Genomic DNA, 19012 nt, shown 5'->3' with positions numbered 1-19012 from the left:
TGTGTGAAACTTGTATGAAACGAGAAAGACTGCCCGTCGCACATGAATTGTGCAAGCGGGCAGTCTTTGTAATACGAGATCATCACAACACTTTATTGTGCCGAAGCAAGCTCGATTTGGGCTACTGCTTCCTCTATACCTGGTGTCATTGCAAATGTACGTCCTTGCTGCTGCTCGGCTGGAAGTGAAGCTAGCTGACCGATTCTTCTTTTAACTTCGTTAGAGAGATCGACAACTTGCTGAGCATATTCTTTTGCTTTAGCTTCATCCTTGCCCGTCAGTGCAGTTTGATTTGCTTTGGCGTATGAGGTTATCGCAGCTTCATATAGATTGATGTCCCAAGGGAATTTTTTGACACCTTCATTAATTGTTGCGAGCGATTCTTCAAAAAGTCCCTTTTCTTGCAGAAAACGATATTCCGACATTAGAAGGCTTCGATTATAAGGATCATATTTTCTGCCTTCTTTTACAGTACTAAGAGCTTGGTCAAGGAATGTAGCGGTGTTCGTTTGCTTATAAGCCTGCTCCAGCCAGTCAGCTTTCGTTAGCTTATAATAAGGCTGTGTTGGTGAAGACTTAATGGCACGATCAAGAATAGGCAGAAGTTGTTCTAAAGAAGTTTGCTGCCCAACTGCCAAATCGATAGCTTTATTATAGTTACTAGTTGCGTTAGTTTCTCGAATGGCAATGACGAGAAGGAATATAGACAATAACGCCATAACCGCTGGATATGCGATTTTTGGCCAAGATTTATTAAGCTTGCCATTCATACGTTCAATTATTAGCTTGTGGCTATATGGAGCTAGCATACAACCGAGAGAAATAAAGACGAGAGAGATAATATAAATATAGCTCATATCAAAATCGATCACACTGTGGACTAGCAGCGCCAAAGAAAAAATGAAAAAGACAAAATGGCTGCCTCTAAGCTCGGGATAACGAATAAAGGATCGGATGTATAAAAAATATACAAACACGAGCAGTCCGACGATTGCTAGTAGACCAAGCCAACCGCTCTCAACAAGAACTTGTACAAAGAAGCTATGTGCTTGTCTGCTCCAATAAGGGTTATTCTGATATTGCTCAAACATGGCTTGCCAAGCGCCGCCGCCGCCTCCAAGCAGCGGGTAATCCTCAGCTACACGAAGACCGTCTTTGTAAAAGGTTAAACGTTCCAAAACGCTGTGCTGTTGGAGGTTAATATTTTCAAAGCGTGCAGCAATTTTGTCAGGAAGCAAGCCGCGAATAGCGCTGCTGCCAAGAAGGCTGACCGCTGCTACAGCAGTAAGCACGATTGTAATGACAGGCACAGCCGCAAAAGACCACTTGTACGAAGAAAGCTTGGTAAGCTTCGTTTCTAGGAAATTAGCAGCTTTGGCATGATAAAGCATAATAAGGCCAGTAACAATGAGCAGGCCGAGCACAAGTAATCCCCAGCCCTGCATAGGCAGCGAGCTGAACAAGGATATTGTACTTGGCGCTTTCGTTTCAGTAGGTTGAACTAGTGTAGCTATTTTATCAGCAATCGTTGTTAGTTTTCCAAGGACAGCCATGGAAACCACTACAGATACGCCCATAAACACGATGTATGTAATTTGCTTCGTTAAGCGTAAGAAAGGCAGCACAATAAGCAGCATAACCGGAATAATAACAATTGCACCGCGTGAATAAGTGAGCATGAATGAAATCCAAATCGGTACAAGCATGGCAGCATGAATGATTCTTGCAGATGGACGCACGCAGTGAACTGCATAATACAAACTAACTAGAAATAAAGCGACTAGGAAGCCGGCGTATGAGTTTGAGTATTGGAATACCGACGAAAGGCGGTAGCCGTCATGTGCAAGCCATAGCGCATCCTTATAATAGATTTGACCAAAAAGGTTGAGTAAACCAAATAGTACAATTAAATAGGAGGAGAGCATAACCGCATATTCGATCGTTTTGCGCGTAAGCTTATTTTCTGCAAAATACAGAGCGCCTATGAATAAAGCAGCAAGTAAGAAAAATACGAGAGTCATAAACTTCGCGTAATAGGTTGAAACCGCCTGTAATGATGACAACCAATAAATGAATGGAAGCAGCATGACGGCAATCGACAAAATTCCACGATAACTGTTCATCTGTGAGTTGCGATACACATAAAATGCAGTAAAGGCAAGCATCACATATCCGAAGATGATTGCTCCATAAATTGGGCCTTCAAAGCTTAATTCGTAACCGTTAAACAATGCTCTCTCATAGGGGAAGATGACTAGAAATAGAGCGATCCCAATAGCCCCAATCCACCTCAAAAGCGCAAAATCAGCATTTAAAGTGTTCGTATTCCTTTTTGATTTGTTCCGTGCACTCATTCGTATGTACTCCTCATCCATCGTTATGTAGATATGAAACATTTAGCTTTATTTGTATTTTAACAAATGGGGGAGTAGATTACTATATTAGGAGATGCGATTTGTATGTAGTTTACAAATTTGTAGAATATGAGGTTTTGTCGAAATAGAGAGGAAATCGGAAAAATTCTACAATTTATTCGGTGTAAAGGTAGAATAAGGTGTTAATGTGGGAGGAATTTTGGTAAGATAGCAGGGGTGTGTAGACATTTTCTTTATGCAATCTTGCATATCAAGCAACATTTTTGAATGAACGACTGTTCTATATGATGGGAATACAAATATGCATTATGAGATTACAAAGATGTTAATGAAATTTGCGGTGGTGTCTTTATGAAAAGATTAATTTCAAAAATATTATATAAAATGGCAGTGCCAACTAAAAAAGCTGCTGGGATAATTGTACCTGCCCATATTATGAGGCAAGTAAAGAAAGCATTGTTAAAATCAGCTTTTCCCATTGAGCAGAAGAATAAATCTATCAAAATTCATATTGGAAAAAATGGAATTAATTTAATTGGCTATGCTAGGGCAGAAATGGGAATTGGAGAATCATGTAGAATCGCGGCTAAATCACTGACAGCAGGCGATTTGGAGTTTGGAATTATAAATTTCAAAGGAACTAATAGCGCCAGGATGTCAGATACATCTTGGGTACATAAGGAAATTGAAGATCCAAAATACGATATAAACGTATTTCATATTAACGCTGAGCAAATGATGGAAATTTATGCTCACTATGGGAATCGAATATTCAATAATAAATACAATATTGGTTATTGGCACTGGGAATTACCTGATTTCCCTGATCAATGGACAGAAAGTTTTAGCCTAGTAGATGAAGTTTGGGCACCTTCTACATTTGTTGCAGAAGCGATTTCACTTAAAAGTCCAGTTCCCGTTATTCGTATTCCGCACAGTATTGAAGTGAAAATAGAACAATACAGAAACAGAAGTTATTACAACCTTCCTGAGAATACATTTTTATTTTTAACCATGTATGACGTAAAAAGCTATCAGGAACGTAAAAACCCACAAGCGTCAATCGAAGCTTTTAAAAGAGCTTTTGGTAAGGATGACATTAATGTGGGGTTAATTGTTAAAGTGAACATCAGTAATGGTGAGTCTAATGAGATGAAGTTATTAGAAAAATTAATCGATGACTATACAAATATTTACTTAATAAAAGAGGTACTATCAAGAAACGATATAAATGCATTAATCAATGTATCAGATAGTTTCATATCCCTTCATAGAAGTGAAGGTTTTGGTCTTGGTTTAGCAGAAGCTATGTTTCTGAGAAAACCAGTCATTGGAACGAATTGGTCATCTAATACAGATTTTATGAATGATAGCAACTCATGTCCAGTGAAATATGAACTAGTAAAGCTTGGCAGCACTTTTGGACCATATGAAGCGTATCAGTACTGGGCAGAGCCAGACGTTGATCATGCGAGTTATTATATGAAGAAACTAGTTAATGAACCAGATTATCGTGATGAGATTGCTAAACAAGGCGAGCATACGATAAAAACAGATTTTTCGCCAGAGCAAGTAGGACAACTCATAACGAAACGCTTGGAATACATAATGAAATGGAATAATGGAGGTTAACATGACAATTACTTGTGTAATTATGGCAGGGGGCAAAGGCGAGCGTTTTTGGCCAAAGAGTCGAACTAACCTGCCGAAGCAATTTTTAAACATATCAGGCAATAAATCTATGATTCAACAATCAATAGAGAGGTTGGAATTACTAATTTCTATAGACAAGATTTTTATTGTTACCAATGAGCTTTATGCAGAGCTATTAAAGGCACAAATACCTCATTTACCCCACGAAAATATCATTATTGAACCAGTAGGCAGAAATACAGCTCCTTGTATTGGTCTTGCTTCTTTGATTATTGAAGATCGTTATCCAGATAGTACTATGATTGTTATGCCTTCTGATCATATCATTCAGAATGATAAGGGGTTTATCGATATTCTCAAGACAGCGGTAGAAGTTGCAAATGATAATGGAAATCTAGTAACTTTGGGTATCGAACCAACCTATCCAGAAACGGGTTATGGTTACATAGAAAGCACGGGTATGGATAATCCATTAAACGGAGTTAGCGTATTTAAAGTTAATAAATTTGTGGAAAAACCTAACTTAGAAACAGCCCAAGTGTACTTAGAGGCTGGGAACTTCTATTGGAATAGCGGTATTTTTGTATGGAAAACAACCGTGATCAGAAAATACATAAAAGAGCTTATGCCTGAAATGCACGATATTTTAGAAACGATGAAGTATGCTTTTGGAAAAACAAATCAAAATGATATAATTGCAATGGAATTCGTCAAAATGCCTGATCAATCGATAGATTACGGCATTATGGAAAAGGCGGATGACATATTTGTTATTCCATGCTTATTTGGTTGGGATGATGTTGGCAGTTGGACAGCATTAGAAAGAATTGATGATTTGGATGAAGATGGAAATGTGATTAAAGGAAATATATTAAATATAGATACTAAACGTTGCATTATAGAAAGCAATGGTAAGTTAATAGCAACCTTAGGAATCGAGGATTTAATTATTGTTGATACAGAAGATGTAACCTTAATTTGTACAAAAGATAAAGCGCAAGAAGTAAAGCTGCTGCTTAAGGAATTAAGGATGCAAAAGCTGGAACAATATCTATAAACAAATATAAGGAGAATGAATCACAATGACTAAAAATGCACTAATTACAGGTATTACTGGACAAGATGGATCTTATTTGGCAGAGCTATTACTAGAAAAGGGATACAAAGTATATGGATTACGTAGAAGAACGAGTGTTCCAATTCTAGAGAATATTGAACATATAAAAAATGAAATTGAGTTTATAGATGGGGATTTGCTTGATCAAGGTTCACTTATAAATGCAGTTCGAATTTCTAATCCAGATGAGGTATATAACCTAGCAGCACAATCGTTTGTTGGCACGTCTTGGGATCAACCTGTTCTAACAGGACAAGTTACAGGAATTGGAGTAACAAATATGCTTGAAGCAGTACGCCTGACTAAGCCTGAAGCTAGATTTTATCAAGCATCCAGCAGTGAGATGTTTGGTAAAGTTGTAGAAACACCTCAAGTTGAAACGACACCTTTTTACCCGCGCAGTCCTTATGGGGTTGCTAAAGTCTATGGGCACTGGATAACTGTAAATTATAGAGAAAGTTTTGATATGTTTGCTTGTTCAGGGATTTTGTTTAATCATGAATCTCCTCGTCGCGGCGTTGAGTTTGTAACTAGAAAAGTAACAGATGCCGTAGCGCGAATTAAACTGGGCTTACAAACAGAACTTCGGATGGGAAATCTCGATTCGAAACGGGATTGGGGCTTCGCTGGTGATTATGTTAAGGCTATGTGGCTGATGCTGCAACAAGATAAACCGGATGATTTCGTAATCTCTACTGGTGAAACTCATACGGTAGAAGAACTTGTAGAAATCGCTTTTAGTCATGCTGATCTTAATTGGAGAGACTATGTTGTTATTGATCCTAGGTTCGTACGTCCAGCAGAGGTTGATTTATTACTAGGGGATTGCACAAAAGCAAAACAACAGCTGGGCTGGAAATTGGAAGTTTCATTTGATCAATTAGTGAAGATGATGGTTGATAGTGACCTTGCCAAATTACAACAAAGTATACGGTAGAGGGCGGTATTAGACAATGAGAGCTTTGATTACTGGTATTACTGGATTTGTGGGTAGCTACTTAGCGGAATATCTTCATTTACAAGGCGTTGAGGTTTTTGGTACGACAAGCCAGAAAGTAAAAGAAAAAAGTAATATTAGTGAACTAAGTTTGCATACAAGTGAAGAGGAAATTATTCGTTTACTAGAAAAAATTAAACCTGACCATATCTACCATCTTGCTGGTTTCAGTAATGTCAAAGATTCATGGAATGAAAAAAACAATGCATTTTCAGTAAATGTAAGCTTAACTATCAATTTACTTGAAGCTGCGAGGAAAAGTGCGATTTCCGATACTTTAAGAATATTAACAGTTGGTTCTTCTGAAGAGTATGGGAGAGTCGCAAATGCAACTCAGCCAATTTCAGAAATAGAAACCTTGCAGCCAATGAATCCCTATGGCATTTCAAAAGCAGCAGTATCACATTTAGCCCGACAATATTATTATGCTTACGGTCTAAAGGTTGTTCATGCGAGACCTTTTAATCATATAGGTCCTGGTCAGAGATTAGGCTTCGTAGTACCGGATTTTTCCTCGCAAATCATCAACATGGAGAAAAATCAAAACGAAAAAGTAATAAAAGTAGGAAATTTAGATGCACAACGAGACTTCACAGATGTTCGTGATATTGTAAGAGCATATTATTATTTATTGATGGAACCTAGTACCTCTGGAGAAGTGTTTAATGTATGTTCGGGTGTGCCTGTTCCTATAAGTTTTCTTTTACAACAACTAATTCGAATGTCTAATCAAGACATCAAATTGCAGGTAGATGAATCTAAATTAAGGCCTAGTGATATACCCGTATACATAGGGGATAATAAGAAAATTATAAAATTAACAGGTTGGAAGCCTCAAATCCCTCTTGAAACTACTTTAATAGAATCATTAGAATATCTCCGACAATTATAAGGTGGCTATAAAAATGCTTGAAGAATGGAAAGAGATATACCGTTATAGAGAATTTTTGAAAAACAATGTATCAAAGGATTTACGTACTAGGTATAAAGGATCCTTTTTTGGATTCCTATGGACTTTTTTTAATCCATTATTAATGCTTTTAGTATATTCAACTTTATTTTCTCTAATAATAAAAATGCCTGTTGATAACTATCCGATATTTCTATTTTGCACCTTATTATCATGGAATTTTTTCTCATCGGCTGTTCAAAGTAGTTCATCAATAATTGTATCGTCTGGGAATTTAATAAAAAAAGTATACTTTCCTCATGAGATCCTACCAATTTCAGTAGTTTCAGGGGGATTGATTAATTATTTATATGGTCTGATTATATTAATTCCTGCATTATCTGTATTTGGTTACTATCCTAATTTAAATTACTTATGGCTTCCAATTATAATAGTCATTCAGTTTATTTTGACATTAGCTTTGTCTTTTTTTGTTTCTGCGGTGACAGTCTATTTCAGAGATTTGGAACATATGCTTAATATTTTTCTAATGGCATTATTATACCTGACACCAGTGTTATATCCGCAATCTATGATACCAGATAAATACCAGTGGCTGTTTAATTGGAATCCGATGGCAATACTTGTAACTTCGTATAGACAAGTGTTTTATTACAATGAAAGCCCTAATTTGTTTCAATTAATGATTTTAGGAGGCTTAGCAATTATATTGTTATTGATTTCCCATTTGTATTTCATGAAAGTTAAAGGTAAATTTAATGAGGAAATTTAAGGGTGAATATAAATGAATAATGATCACACTATAGAAGTGAAAAATGTATGGAAAAAATTTAAAATTTATCAAGATAAGCCAGTATCTTTGAAAGAAAGATTTTTGTATAGAAGTAAAGGAGTTTTTCAAGAAAAATGGGTTTTACAAGATGTGTCTTTCTCGATTCCAAAAGGACGAATGGTGGGCCTTATTGGAAGAAATGGATCGGGGAAGAGCACTTTGTTAAAAGTGTTAACTCGGATACTAATCCCAGATAAAGGCGAGGTAAAGATAAACGGTAGAATTTCGAGCTTGCTTGAGTTAGGTGCAGGATTTCATATGGACTTTACAGGTAGAGAAAATATATATATGAATGCTTCTATCTTTGGATTAACTCGTAAGGAAATAAATGCTCGTCTTGAAGAGATTATTACATTTTCAGAGCTTTCATCATTTATTGATAATCCAGTCAGAACATATTCTTCTGGAATGTTCATGCGACTTGCCTTTTCCATAGCAATTCATGTGGAACCTGATATATTACTTATCGATGAGATTTTAGCAGTAGGAGATAATGCATTTCAAAAGAAGTGTATTAGAAAAATAGAAGAATTCAAGGAACAAGGTAAAACAATTGTATTTGTATCACATGATAACGGGATAATGGAAAAGTTATGTGATGAACTTTATTGGATTCATGAATCCAAAATAGTGAAACATGGGAAGCCGGATGAGGTTATTCGTGATTACTTAGATTTTTTATCTGGAAGCGAAGAAAAACGCATGAAATTAGAGGCTGACAAACAGGAAATTGAAGCAATGAATAAAAATGAAAGCACTGAGGTTATAAATACTAAGCAAGAAAATAAACGTTGGGGTAATGGCAGCGTTGAGATAACAAATGTAGATGTTATAAACCCAATTGGGAACAATAAGTTTATATTCAAAAAAGGACAACAAATTAACATTTGTATCACCTATAAAACTAAAACAGATAAGATCGAAAAGCCAGTATTTGGGGTAGGAATCTTCAAGATGGATGGTACTCAATGTTATGGAACGAATACACATATTGATAAGTTTTTAATAGAGATAAGTGAAAGTGGATCAATATCTTATAATATTGATTCTCTGAATTTAGTACAAGGTGATTACTATGTTGATGTTGCATGCCATCATGAAGACGGAACTCCTTATGATTATATCACTAAAGTATTGAATTTTAGTGTGCATTCAATAGAATCTGATCAGGGAATTGCCTATATGCCACATAACTGGACGATAGCAAAGGAGAGTTCTGATGAGTAGAACATTTGATTCAGCAGAGGATTTAATGGAGCATTTAAAAAAACAGATATTAGAATATCCAGATGTAGATACATCTTATAAGTCGATTTCTAATAAAAGTTATGCATCTGGTGAGTTAGACTTTTCCAGATTTATTGCTGAAAATGAAGTTAATAATAAGACTTGGAATGTAAGTGCAGATCGACCAATAACTTCACATAGAAAGTTTTCTGGTAAATTCATAGTATTTGGAAAGAAAATAGTGAAAAAAATATTGAGATGGTATGTAAGCAATACATTTGAGATACAGGCTTCATTTAATGGGTCAGTTACAAGATCCTTTAATGAAATGTACAATATTATAATTCAACTTAAAGCGAAGCAAGATGAAAACGAACTATTGATAAAAGAAAAAGGACAATACATTCAACAACTAGAGACAAAGATAAACTTGCTAAACGAGAATATGAAATCGAAATTGGAACTTGGGTTGAAAGAGAAGAATTATGTTGAAAATGAAGTCCTTGATGATTTATTAAACAGTCTTCGTTTAGAAGATGATCGTTTAAAAGATAAATTTGAAATGAGATTAAATAATATTGAAAATCAAATTAATAATAAAGTTCATAATATATCCGAAAACTATAGATCAGAAATTAATTTTATGCAATACAGGATTAGACAAATAAATAAGAAATTTAACAATAATAATCATGATTTTGCTGTAAATGTAGATTCTCACACAAATACTTTAAACACAAATGAAACAGATTCAAATAGTTTTGATTATCTTCATTTTGAAAATAAATTTCGAGGTAGTATAGAAGAAATCAAAAACCGCCAGAGAGTTTACCTTCCTTATTTTGAAAATAAAGAAAATGTTCTTGATATCGGTTGTGGTCGCGGTGAATTTGTAGAACTACTTATTGAAAATAATGTATCAGTAAAAGGGATTGACTTGAATCGCGAGATGGTGGAATACTGCCAAGATCGAGGATTGCCGGTAGAATATGATGATGCAATTAATTACCTAATTTCACTAGGAGACAATGAGTTAGGCGGCGTGTTCTTAGGCCAAGTCATTGAGCATTTAACGTTCAATCAAATTATCGAACTTGTTGAACTAGCATACTCTAAGTTGAAGGCTGGTTCCTATTTAATTATGGAAACACCAAACCCTTTATCATTAGCTATATTTTATCGGACGTTTTATGTAGATCCTACTCATGTGAAACCGGTACATCCACTTACTATTCAATATCTTGTTGAATCTGTAGGCTTCAAGAAAGCGGAATTAATCTACTCTAGTAGAGTTGAACCAAATTGGTGGTTGCCAAAACTTGACGTAATAGATAATTCAATAAAAAATGTTAACGAGTTTAACGAAGGTGTAAATCGAGTTAATGATTTGTTATATGGTAATCTTGATTATGCAATTCTAGCAAAAAAGTAAGGTTGTGGAACTTATGAAGATTGGAATCATTAAACCTGACTACAAAATCACTGGAGGGTTCGAGGTAGTCGTTAATAGACTAAAACTTGAATTGGAAATTTGTGGTCATGAGGTTACGATAGTATACATAGATGCAACGGACGTATCTCTTAAGGACATTCCTTATCCCATTACCGATGATATGTATTATAAAAACCCAGAGTTTTTTAAATATATCAATAATTTTTGGAAATACAAAAAGATGGACGTAAGTCGTTTTGATTGTGTAATAAGTACACAACCACCATCCTTTGCTGTCGAGCATCCTAGACATATATCTTTATTTTATCATCATATGAAGATGTATTACGATATGTCAGACTTGATACAAGAAGTAGGCTTGCAACAACCGTTTCATAGAAAATCAGTCGAAGTTATCAGAGAGATTGACACGAGCAGCTTAAACAAAGTTACCTCTATTCTTGCTGGAAGCAAAACGATAAAAGATCGAATAGCGCGGTTTAATGGAATAACAGATCAAGTGGATGTCATTTATGCAGGTATAAATCCACATCTTTATAACTTTAATGGTACTGTTAGTTATGAATATCCTATTGTTGTTGGAAGACATGAATTTCCTAAGAGGCCAGAACTTTTTGTAGCAGCAATGAAGAAAATTCCTAATCAGATAGGGAAAATCGTAGGTTCAGGTGGAAGAACTGAAGATTTAAAGAAAATAGATCAAATATTAACTTATTCGACTAATGAAGGAATAACAATTTCAGATAATGAAACATGGAAACAAATGTCGAATGGTAGTTTTTCAGAAAATCATGAAAACATTTTTCGAATGGCAAAGAAAAAGAAGTATGTATCCAATGTACATTTTACAGGAAGAGTTTCAGATGATGAGCTGATTGAGGAGTACACTAGAGCTTCTTGCGTTGTCTGTCCAGCTTTTCAAGAGGATTACGGTTTAACTGCTATTGAAGCGATGGCATTTAAGAAGCCAATTATTGCTTGCATAGATGGTGGAGGCTATGCGGAGTTAATTGAAGATGGTGTGAATGGTTTTTTAGTAGAACCTACTTCATCTTCAATAGCAGAAGCGATTGAAAAATTAACAACGGATAAGGCTCTTGCTACAAGAATGGGTAATGCAGCATACGAGACGAGTAGAAGATACACTTGGGTAAATACGATAAAAAAATTGAATGAGCATTTGATTTTTTAAGGAAAGAGGGTTCTCATGGACATAGCAATTGTTTCACCTAGTCCAAAGCCTTTTGCTATGGGTGGTATAGAAAAGCTGATGTTAGGTTTGTATCAGCAAATAGATGAATTAACAGATAATAGAGTAGAGTTATTTAAGATTCCAACAGAAGAAAATGGATTCTGGGAATTGATTTGGAGTTACAAAACGTTTTACGAACTCGATCTAAACCATTTTGATAAGATTATTACTTGTAAATATCCTGCATGGATGGTTCAACATAAAAATCACACTGTTTATATGGCACATCATTTAAGAGGATTATTTGATACATATCATATGTTGAATTTACCTTCTACCTTAACAAAGACATCATTTCCAATTGTAGATGAACTAATAGCATATACAGAAGACTTTAGGAACATTAATAAAGATCTAGCCCCTTTTTTTGAAAAATTACTGATTCTTTATTCAAATAAAGAAAGTTATCCTGAACATTTATTTGCTTTTCCAGGTCCATTTATTAGAATGCTAGTTCATTTCATGGATAAATGGGCGCTCCACCCATCCAGAATTAAAAAGTATACTGCAATTTCGAATACGGTTAAGAATAGAACTGATTATTTTCCGGATAATGTGAACGTAGAAGTGATCTATCCTCCAACAACTTTAAGCGAATTAAAAGGAGGAAATTATGATTATTTTCTCGTTGTTGGCAGAGTGGATAGCGCTAAACGGGTAGAGTTAATTATTCAAGCTATGATGAAGGTGAAAAATTCAAATGTTAGGTTATTAGTTGCAGGATCTGGTCCAGATGAGTCAAGATTAAAAATGCTAGCTTCACAAGATAAACGAATAGAGTTTATCGGATATATTAATAATGAAAAACTTAAAACACTTTATTCAGACGCACTAGCGGTAGTCTATGTTCCATATGATGAGGATTATGGGTTAGTAACTATAGAGGCAATGCACTGTGGAAAACCAGTCATTACGTGCATCGATTCTGGCGGGACTACAGAATTTGTCATAAATAATCAAACTGGGTTAATTGCAAAAGTTGATGTTTATAGCCTATCTGAACAGATGAGCAAGCTTGCTAATAATGTGCCATTAGCTATTGAATTAGGTGCTAATGCAAGAGAAAACGTTAAGAATATTAGTTGGAACAATTGTGTGAACTCATTATTACATAACGGTAATGCTAATCTCAAAAAAACAAACTTGGAATCCATCAGTAAAAGAAAAAAAGAGAAAATAACAGTGCTTTCTACATACCCTGTATGGCCGAGGAAGCATGGTGGACAAATTAGAATTTTTAATATTTATAAAAATCTTTCTACAGATTTTGAAGTCACAATTTTAAGTTTAAATAATGAAGCTAAATACTCCGAGCATACGATGGGTAACATGAAAGAAATATCAATACCAGTAAGTAATAAGCATTTGGAAAAAGAATGGGAAATTGAAAGGAAAGTCGGGATTCCTATTACTGATATTGTAATGGAAAGTCTACTTCAGTATTCTCCAGACTTTAATCAAATTTCTGAGAAGTATATGAATGAGTCTGATATTCTTGTTTCAGAACATCCATATCTTTACGGATTATTTAACAAATATTTAGGTAAAAAATTCGTTGTTTATGACTCACATAATATAGAGTATGAATTGAAAAAATCTATGTTACCAGAGAATAAAACTTCTAAACAATTATTGAAAGACTTATACGAAATGGAAAAGAATGCTTGTTTAACAAGTAACCTTATACTATCTTGCTCAGAAGAAGATAGTATGAAAATGGTGGATCTATTCGAAATAAGTTTAGAGAAAGTGCTTCTAGCACCAAATGGTGTAGATGTAGAACTGAACCCATTTGTTAATAGTCAGGTAAGAAAAAAAAATAAAAAAGATCTAGGACTTGAAAATGAAAAAATAATAGTATTTATAGGCAGTTGGCATAAACCGAATTTAGAGGCTGTTAAAGAGATTATGAAACTGGCAATCGAGTTACCGGAGTACAAGTTTATTATAATGGGTGGTCAATGTTTAGCGTTTAAGGATACAATTCCCTCGAAAAATGTAGTATTTGCCGGAATTGTAAGTGAAGAATTGAAAACGTTAGTTTATTCAATTGCTGATATTGCAATAAATCCTATGATTACTGGTTCTGGTACTAATTTAAAAGTTGCTGAGTATATGTCATGTGGTTTACCTGTTATTTCAACAGAGGTAGGTGCGAGAGGGTACAAACTAGAAAATCAAAATAATATTATCACATGTGTGCTAGATGATTTCATACTTAATATTAAGAGTCTGGTAAACGATGAAATATTAGTTGGAAAATTAACTAATAATGCACGAAAGTATATCCAATCTAATTATGAATGGCGTGCAATAAGTGATAAAATTAAAAAATTTTTTCAAAATAAGTGAAATTAAATAAGAGACAGATTTGAATGCTACCCAAAGATGATCAATGGTTTGTCAAATGGTTTCTTAAAGTGGTTTGGTATGATGCTAGGAGTATTATCTAACACAAGAACCATTTGGCTGAGTACTATTGTTGAGAAACAATCAAAAAAGATCTATGTTCTATTCGATCCTTTAACTTGGTCGTTGGAGTAGCTTGATTATGTTGAGCGCTAACCATATTCGTTGAATTGCTTAGAGTCAGGCACTATCACTCTACTTCAAGAAAACCTTTGAAGAAACATCATTAAGAGAAATACACCAAGCGAAAAGACATGACCAAACTCACACAAAATAAAGTCCGAGGAATTTCCAATGTTCAGTTATGGAGAGTAGTCTGGCCCACATAATGTGGGCTTGACTGCACAATATACTGCTTCAGCTTTCCTTTTTCTCAAAGAGAATTGGCGCATTAATCGAAACTTAATGTTTTTATATGAATTATTGGGGGATTAGCTTTAATGCTTATGAAAAAAATTGGAATAAAGAAAGATATAATTATTAGTCTATTTTTTTTAGTTGTACCATTTATTTTTTATTTCAATTTCTTTTTTCTTAATGGATTTTGGGCGCCTGGAGATGGAATCTCCACATATGCGCCAATGAGACTGTTACTAAAAGAGTCTTTATCGCATTTTTCTCTTCCACTATGGAATGGCTATGTTAATTTAGGTGTCCCTTTTCATGCGGATATACAAAATTCAATATTTTATCTTCCAAACTTAATACTTTACACGTTGTTCCCATTAAAATTTGCTTACAATTACATGTTTTTATTACATTTAAGTTTAGCTGGTATATTTGTTTATTTTTATTTGAAGCAAATAAATATTAGTTGGCGCGCAGCTCTTCTTGGTGGAATTGTTTTTATGTTTTGTGGATCACTTAATGTAAGATTGGGGCATGTTACAATATTAAATGCGATAATATGGCTACCTTTGATATTGTATTATTATGAAAAACTTATAGCTACTCGAAAAAAAAGATATTTATTTTTAATGAGTATCGCTTTTTCAACCCAAATATTTGCTGGATTTATCCAAATAGCTGTTTATAGTGCTATTATTTTGTTTATCTATTTTATATTTTCTCTTAAAAGATATGATTCAATTAAACAATGGTTTTTTGATAAGATTAACTTTTCAATTATTACAATAGGGTTTTCTTTTATTCAGTTGGGTCCTTTGTTAATATTATCTAATTTTACTGGAAGAACAAAAATTACATACGAATATTTCTCAAGTTATTCACTTACTTTTAAATCGCTATTAACTCTTCTATTTCCCAATATCTATGGAGTACATATACCTAATACTCCTTATCCATTATATAAATACCCTTATTTTGGAGATGGAAACCTTACTGAATTTGGTTTCTATCTAGGCATTCTTCCATTGGTAATGGCATTATTTGTTGGAGTGAAATTTTTCAAAAATGATAGATATATTCGAATATGGATGGTAATTGGGTTAACATGCCTGTTACTTGCCTTGGGCTCATCAATTCCAATTATCAACAAAATAATGTTTGAGGTACCTCTGTATAATAGTTTTCGGGTATCAGCAAGGATTTTATTTGGTTTTAGTCTAGCGATATCTATATTGTTTGCTAAGCAAGTTGATTTCATAATAAAAGAAGAAAACAAAGAGATTTTCAAGAAAAAAATGTTGGGTTTGTCGAAATTGTTAGGTTTCATACTGCTTGGAAGTATAGCATTTATTGTTTTAGCTAATAAGTTACTTTCTTCTTTAGTAATTAAAGCTCCTGATTTTTCAAAACAACCATTAGTGAATTGGGCAAGTATTAATGACCTGTTAATTAGTTTTTCCTTTAAAAATCCTGCAGTTTATATTCCACTTCTACTTATGTGTATAGGGGTTATCTTTTTAATACTACTTAGACTAAAACAATATAATAGTAACATTATTTTTTGTGCTTTTATTTTATTTATTTTAATAGATGCACACACATTTAGTTTTTACCATGAAAAAGTTCCTAATAATTATTCAAATGATGATGAAATAATTGATTATTTACAAGGGATTAATAACACTGAACGCATTTGGCCAATGATTGGAATTAATTCTGGATTCGATATGGATTTATCACCTAATAAAAACATGATTCATCACCAAAGCATTATAAACGGATACGTAACTTTTTTACCCGAGCAATATAAGAACTTAACAGGTATAGTGGAGACTGGAGTTAGTTTAGACTATTTTCAGTTATTATTAAATAATGAACTACTATCTAGTCTAAATACAAAGTATATAATTACGTCTAACATTTACTCTGAAGCAATTCAAGCTGCAAATAGAGTGAATAACAAGGTAGAAACAGTTCATGATTTTGGGCAATTTAGCTTACCTGCATCAGATGGAGTTAATGCTTCAATTCATCAGTCATTGGTTAAAGTTGAACCGAATACTCTTTATAAATTCAATGTAAAATTCAATACTAATACTAGTAGTGAAGTGTATTTTGATCTATATGGAGAAGGATATGATAATAATGAGCAGCAAAGTACTATTAAATCTATGAGTTCTAAGGATGAATCAATTAAATATTTCTTCTCAGGATCCGATATCCCTAATGAAGTGTATTTAAGACTATTTTCATTTTCATCCGAAGTTGTTGGTTTTGAGTATGCTAAACTTGAAAAAGTTATGGATGCAGATCAATCTCAAAGAAACGACAAGTATTCAATTGTATTAAAAACCGATCAGTACACATTATTTGAGAATATGAATGTGTTACCAAAAATATATTCAGTTTCTCAAGTGCAAGAAAATTCGAGTGAGAGTGAATTAACAAAAAATTTAAACCTACATGAAATTGCTCTAGTGGATAGCTATGAGAATGACAACTTATCGCTTGCAAGTATTGATATACTGGAGAAAAAAAATGGTTATTCAAAAGCAATGGTCAGTTCAACTATGCAAAGTTTTATAGTTCACTCTGAAAGTTTTTATCCTGGGTGGAAGGCGTATGTAGATGGTAAAGAGGTACAGATTTATCGTGTGAATGGTCTTATACAAGGAATTGAGTCTCCAAAAGGGAAGCATATAATCGAATTTAAGTATCAGCCGTCAAGTGTGAAATTTGGTTTTGTGATTCATCTCTTAACATTTGTTTATATTTTATTTCTTTCAAGAAGAAGTATACAAATTAAATATAGTAGAAACAGAGGCTGATTGTAATGAAGGGAATTATTCTAGCAGGTGGAAGTGGTACGCGATTGTATCCTCTAACTAAATCGATATCTAAACAACTTCTTCCGGTATATGATAAGCCAATGATATATTACCCCTTATCAGTATTAATGTTAGCAGGAATTAAAGATATCTTAATTATATCTACACCTGAAGACATAAATCGTTTTGAACAATTACTAGGTAATGGTGAAGATATCGGCATATCAATAAGCTATGCTGTTCAACCTTTTCCAGCTGGTCTAGCTCAGGCATTTATAATTGGTGAAGATTTTATTGGGGAAGATAATGTTGCATTAATATTAGGAGATAACATTTTTTATGGTCAAGGTTTTTCGGAGATGTTGTCAAAAGCTGTAGAACGAAAGAATGGTGCTACTGTATTCGGTTATAAAGTTAAGGATCCACAACGATATGGAGTTGTTGAATTTGATGAACATTCAAGAGCGATTTCTATTGAAGAAAAACCATTGAAGCCAAAATCAAATTATGCGGTAACAGGTTTGTATTTTTATGATAATAATGTTGTTAGTATTGCCAAAGAAATCAAACCTTCGCTTAGAGGAGAATTAGAAATAACAGATATTAATTCAGTGTATCTTGAACAAGGGAATCTGAATGTTGAATTATTAGGCAGAGGTTTTGCATGGTTAGACACTGGCACACATGAATCATTAATGCAAGCTTCACACTTTATTGAAACGATAGAAAAGCGTCAAGGATTTAAAGTAGCTTGTATTGAAGAAATAGCTTATGTAAAACAATATATTAGTAGGGAACAATTGCTTAGGCTGGGACAAGTCTTATCAAAGAATGAATATGGAAAGTATTTAATAGATTTAGCTGAGATAGGGGAGTAGTCATGAACAATAAAAATACAAAAGAATATTTTGAAAGTAGAGTAATTGAACTTAATGTTTTGGGTGATGAAAGAGGTTCACTTACTGTGATAGAAGAAAACCATACTATACCTTTTGAGATTAAAAGAGTATTTTATATTTATGGAACTCAGAATGAAGTTAGACGAGGGTTTCATGGCCACTACAAAACGAGGCAAGCATTAATTTCTGTATCGGGTTCTTGTAAAGTTCATTTGGATAACTTAAAAAGAAAAAAAGAAGTTGTATTAGATTCACCAGAAAGAATTCTTCTGCTGGAACCAAACGACTGGCACGAAATGTATGATTTTTCAAAGGATTGTGTATTGCTAGTGTTGGCATCACATTACTATGACCCTAAAGATTATATTCGAGATTATGAGTTATTTTCGGAGGTTTACTCTTCATGGTGTTGAACATTAAAAACAATTTAAAATTAACTAAGTCAGAAATGTTTATTACATCAATAGTATTTTTAATTTCATTAGTGCAATTTGTTTATTTTGTTACTCAGAATAGTGGAACTAGCTTTTATGATGAAACAAGATATTACGATATTAGTAAAAATATTTTAACAAATGGATTGTTTAATATTACAGATGATTTAAGAACTTTTTTGTATCCGTTACTTATTTCTATGTTTTATATTTTTACGGATGGAAATCATGAAAATGTTAAAATATTATTTAGTATATTTCAATACATAGTATATATA

At 33.6% G+C, this 19012-nt stretch carries 14 protein-coding genes; 13 read left to right on the top strand and 1 reads right to left on the bottom strand.

Annotation, left to right across the window (positions count from 1 at the left end; translation table 11 throughout):
• Positions 1-92: 92 nt before the first annotated feature.
• Positions 93-2354 (bottom strand): O-antigen ligase family protein, encoded by a 2262-nt coding sequence (locus BK120_RS18105; protein WP_076268916.1) that lies wholly within the window; start codon positions 2352-2354, stop codon positions 93-95.
• A 372-nt stretch (positions 2355-2726) separates the two neighbouring features.
• Between BK120_RS18105 and BK120_RS18100 the strand changes: the two genes are divergently transcribed.
• From BK120_RS18100 to BK120_RS35755, 13 genes are all read left to right on the top strand, one after another.
• Positions 2727-4007, top strand: coding sequence for a glycosyltransferase (locus BK120_RS18100; RefSeq protein ID WP_076268915.1), 1281 nt, complete (start codon positions 2727-2729; stop codon positions 4005-4007).
• Position 4008: 1 nt separating this feature from the next.
• Positions 4009-5085 carry a mannose-1-phosphate guanylyltransferase gene (locus BK120_RS18095; RefSeq protein WP_076268914.1) on the top strand — a complete coding sequence of 359 codons (1077 nt, stop codon included), beginning with the start codon at positions 4009-4011 and terminating at the stop codon, positions 5083-5085.
• A gap of 25 nt (positions 5086-5110) precedes the next feature.
• Positions 5111-6082 (top strand): GDP-mannose 4,6-dehydratase, encoded by a 972-nt coding sequence (gene gmd / locus BK120_RS18090; RefSeq protein ID WP_076268913.1) that lies wholly within the window; start codon positions 5111-5113, stop codon positions 6080-6082.
• Positions 6083-6098: 16 nt separating this feature from the next.
• Positions 6099-7034, top strand: a complete 936-nt coding sequence (locus BK120_RS18085; RefSeq protein ID WP_076268912.1) for a GDP-mannose 4,6-dehydratase — start codon at positions 6099-6101, stop codon at positions 7032-7034.
• Between the two features lie 13 nt (positions 7035-7047).
• Complete coding sequence (locus tag BK120_RS18080) at positions 7048-7824, top strand: ABC transporter permease (RefSeq protein ID WP_076268911.1); 777 nt, start codon at positions 7048-7050, stop codon at positions 7822-7824.
• Between the two features lie 12 nt (positions 7825-7836).
• Positions 7837-9111 carry an ABC transporter ATP-binding protein gene (locus tag BK120_RS18075; RefSeq protein ID WP_076268910.1) on the top strand — a complete coding sequence of 425 codons (1275 nt, stop codon included), beginning with the start codon at positions 7837-7839 and terminating at the stop codon, positions 9109-9111.
• Positions 9104-10543 (top strand): class I SAM-dependent methyltransferase, encoded by a 1440-nt coding sequence (locus tag BK120_RS18070; RefSeq protein ID WP_076268909.1) that lies wholly within the window; start codon positions 9104-9106, stop codon positions 10541-10543. The genes BK120_RS18075 and BK120_RS18070 overlap by 8 nt, the downstream gene beginning before the upstream one ends.
• Before the next feature lie 13 nt (positions 10544-10556).
• Positions 10557-11756: a glycosyltransferase family 4 protein gene (locus BK120_RS18065; RefSeq protein ID WP_076268908.1), complete on the top strand. Its 1200-nt coding sequence runs from the start codon at positions 10557-10559 to the stop codon at positions 11754-11756.
• 15 nt (positions 11757-11771) lie between these two features.
• Positions 11772-14168, top strand: coding sequence for a glycosyltransferase family 4 protein (locus BK120_RS18060; RefSeq protein ID WP_076268907.1), 2397 nt, complete (start codon positions 11772-11774; stop codon positions 14166-14168).
• 497 nt (positions 14169-14665) lie between these two features.
• Positions 14666-17401: a YfhO family protein gene (locus tag BK120_RS18055; RefSeq protein WP_076268906.1), complete on the top strand. Its 2736-nt coding sequence runs from the start codon at positions 14666-14668 to the stop codon at positions 17399-17401.
• 5 nt (positions 17402-17406) lie between these two features.
• On the top strand, positions 17407-18279 hold the full coding sequence (rfbA, locus tag BK120_RS18050; protein WP_076268905.1) for a glucose-1-phosphate thymidylyltransferase RfbA: 873 nt from the start codon (positions 17407-17409) through the stop codon (positions 18277-18279).
• Positions 18280-18281: 2 nt separating this feature from the next.
• Complete coding sequence (locus BK120_RS18045; RefSeq protein ID WP_076268904.1) at positions 18282-18713, top strand: sugar 3,4-ketoisomerase; 432 nt, start codon at positions 18282-18284, stop codon at positions 18711-18713.
• Positions 18704-19012 (top strand): hypothetical protein (locus BK120_RS35755; protein WP_218639596.1); only part of this gene is annotated, 309 nt, incomplete at its 3' end. The genes BK120_RS18045 and BK120_RS35755, both read left to right, overlap by 10 nt.

The organism is Paenibacillus sp. FSL A5-0031 (genome assembly GCF_001956295.1).
Taxonomy (GTDB): Bacteria; Bacillota; Bacilli; order Paenibacillales; family Paenibacillaceae; genus Pristimantibacillus.
This window is presented reverse-complemented; position numbering and strand designations above follow the sequence as displayed.

Bases quoted from the DNA above. Each gene is read 5' to 3' on its own strand.
- BK120_RS18105 (WP_076268916.1), bottom strand. From the start codon at position 2,354: ATGAGTGCACGGAACAAATCAAAAAGGAATACGAACACTTTAAATGCT.
- BK120_RS18100 (WP_076268915.1), top strand. From the start codon at position 2,727: ATGAAAAGATTAATTTCAAAAATATTATATAAAATGGCAGTGCCAACT.
- BK120_RS18095 (WP_076268914.1), top strand. From the start codon at position 4,009: ATGACAATTACTTGTGTAATTATGGCAGGGGGCAAAGGCGAGCGTTTT.
- gmd (WP_076268913.1), top strand. From the start codon at position 5,111: ATGACTAAAAATGCACTAATTACAGGTATTACTGGACAAGATGGATCT.
- BK120_RS18085 (WP_076268912.1), top strand. From the start codon at position 6,099: ATGAGAGCTTTGATTACTGGTATTACTGGATTTGTGGGTAGCTACTTA.
- BK120_RS18080 (WP_076268911.1), top strand. From the start codon at position 7,048: ATGCTTGAAGAATGGAAAGAGATATACCGTTATAGAGAATTTTTGAAA.
- BK120_RS18075 (WP_076268910.1), top strand. From the start codon at position 7,837: ATGAATAATGATCACACTATAGAAGTGAAAAATGTATGGAAAAAATTT.
- BK120_RS18070 (WP_076268909.1), top strand. From the start codon at position 9,104: ATGAGTAGAACATTTGATTCAGCAGAGGATTTAATGGAGCATTTAAAA.
- BK120_RS18065 (WP_076268908.1), top strand. From the start codon at position 10,557: ATGAAGATTGGAATCATTAAACCTGACTACAAAATCACTGGAGGGTTC.
- BK120_RS18060 (WP_076268907.1), top strand. From the start codon at position 11,772: ATGGACATAGCAATTGTTTCACCTAGTCCAAAGCCTTTTGCTATGGGT.
- BK120_RS18055 (WP_076268906.1), top strand. From the start codon at position 14,666: ATGCTTATGAAAAAAATTGGAATAAAGAAAGATATAATTATTAGTCTA.
- rfbA (WP_076268905.1), top strand. From the start codon at position 17,407: ATGAAGGGAATTATTCTAGCAGGTGGAAGTGGTACGCGATTGTATCCT.
- BK120_RS18045 (WP_076268904.1), top strand. From the start codon at position 18,282: ATGAACAATAAAAATACAAAAGAATATTTTGAAAGTAGAGTAATTGAA.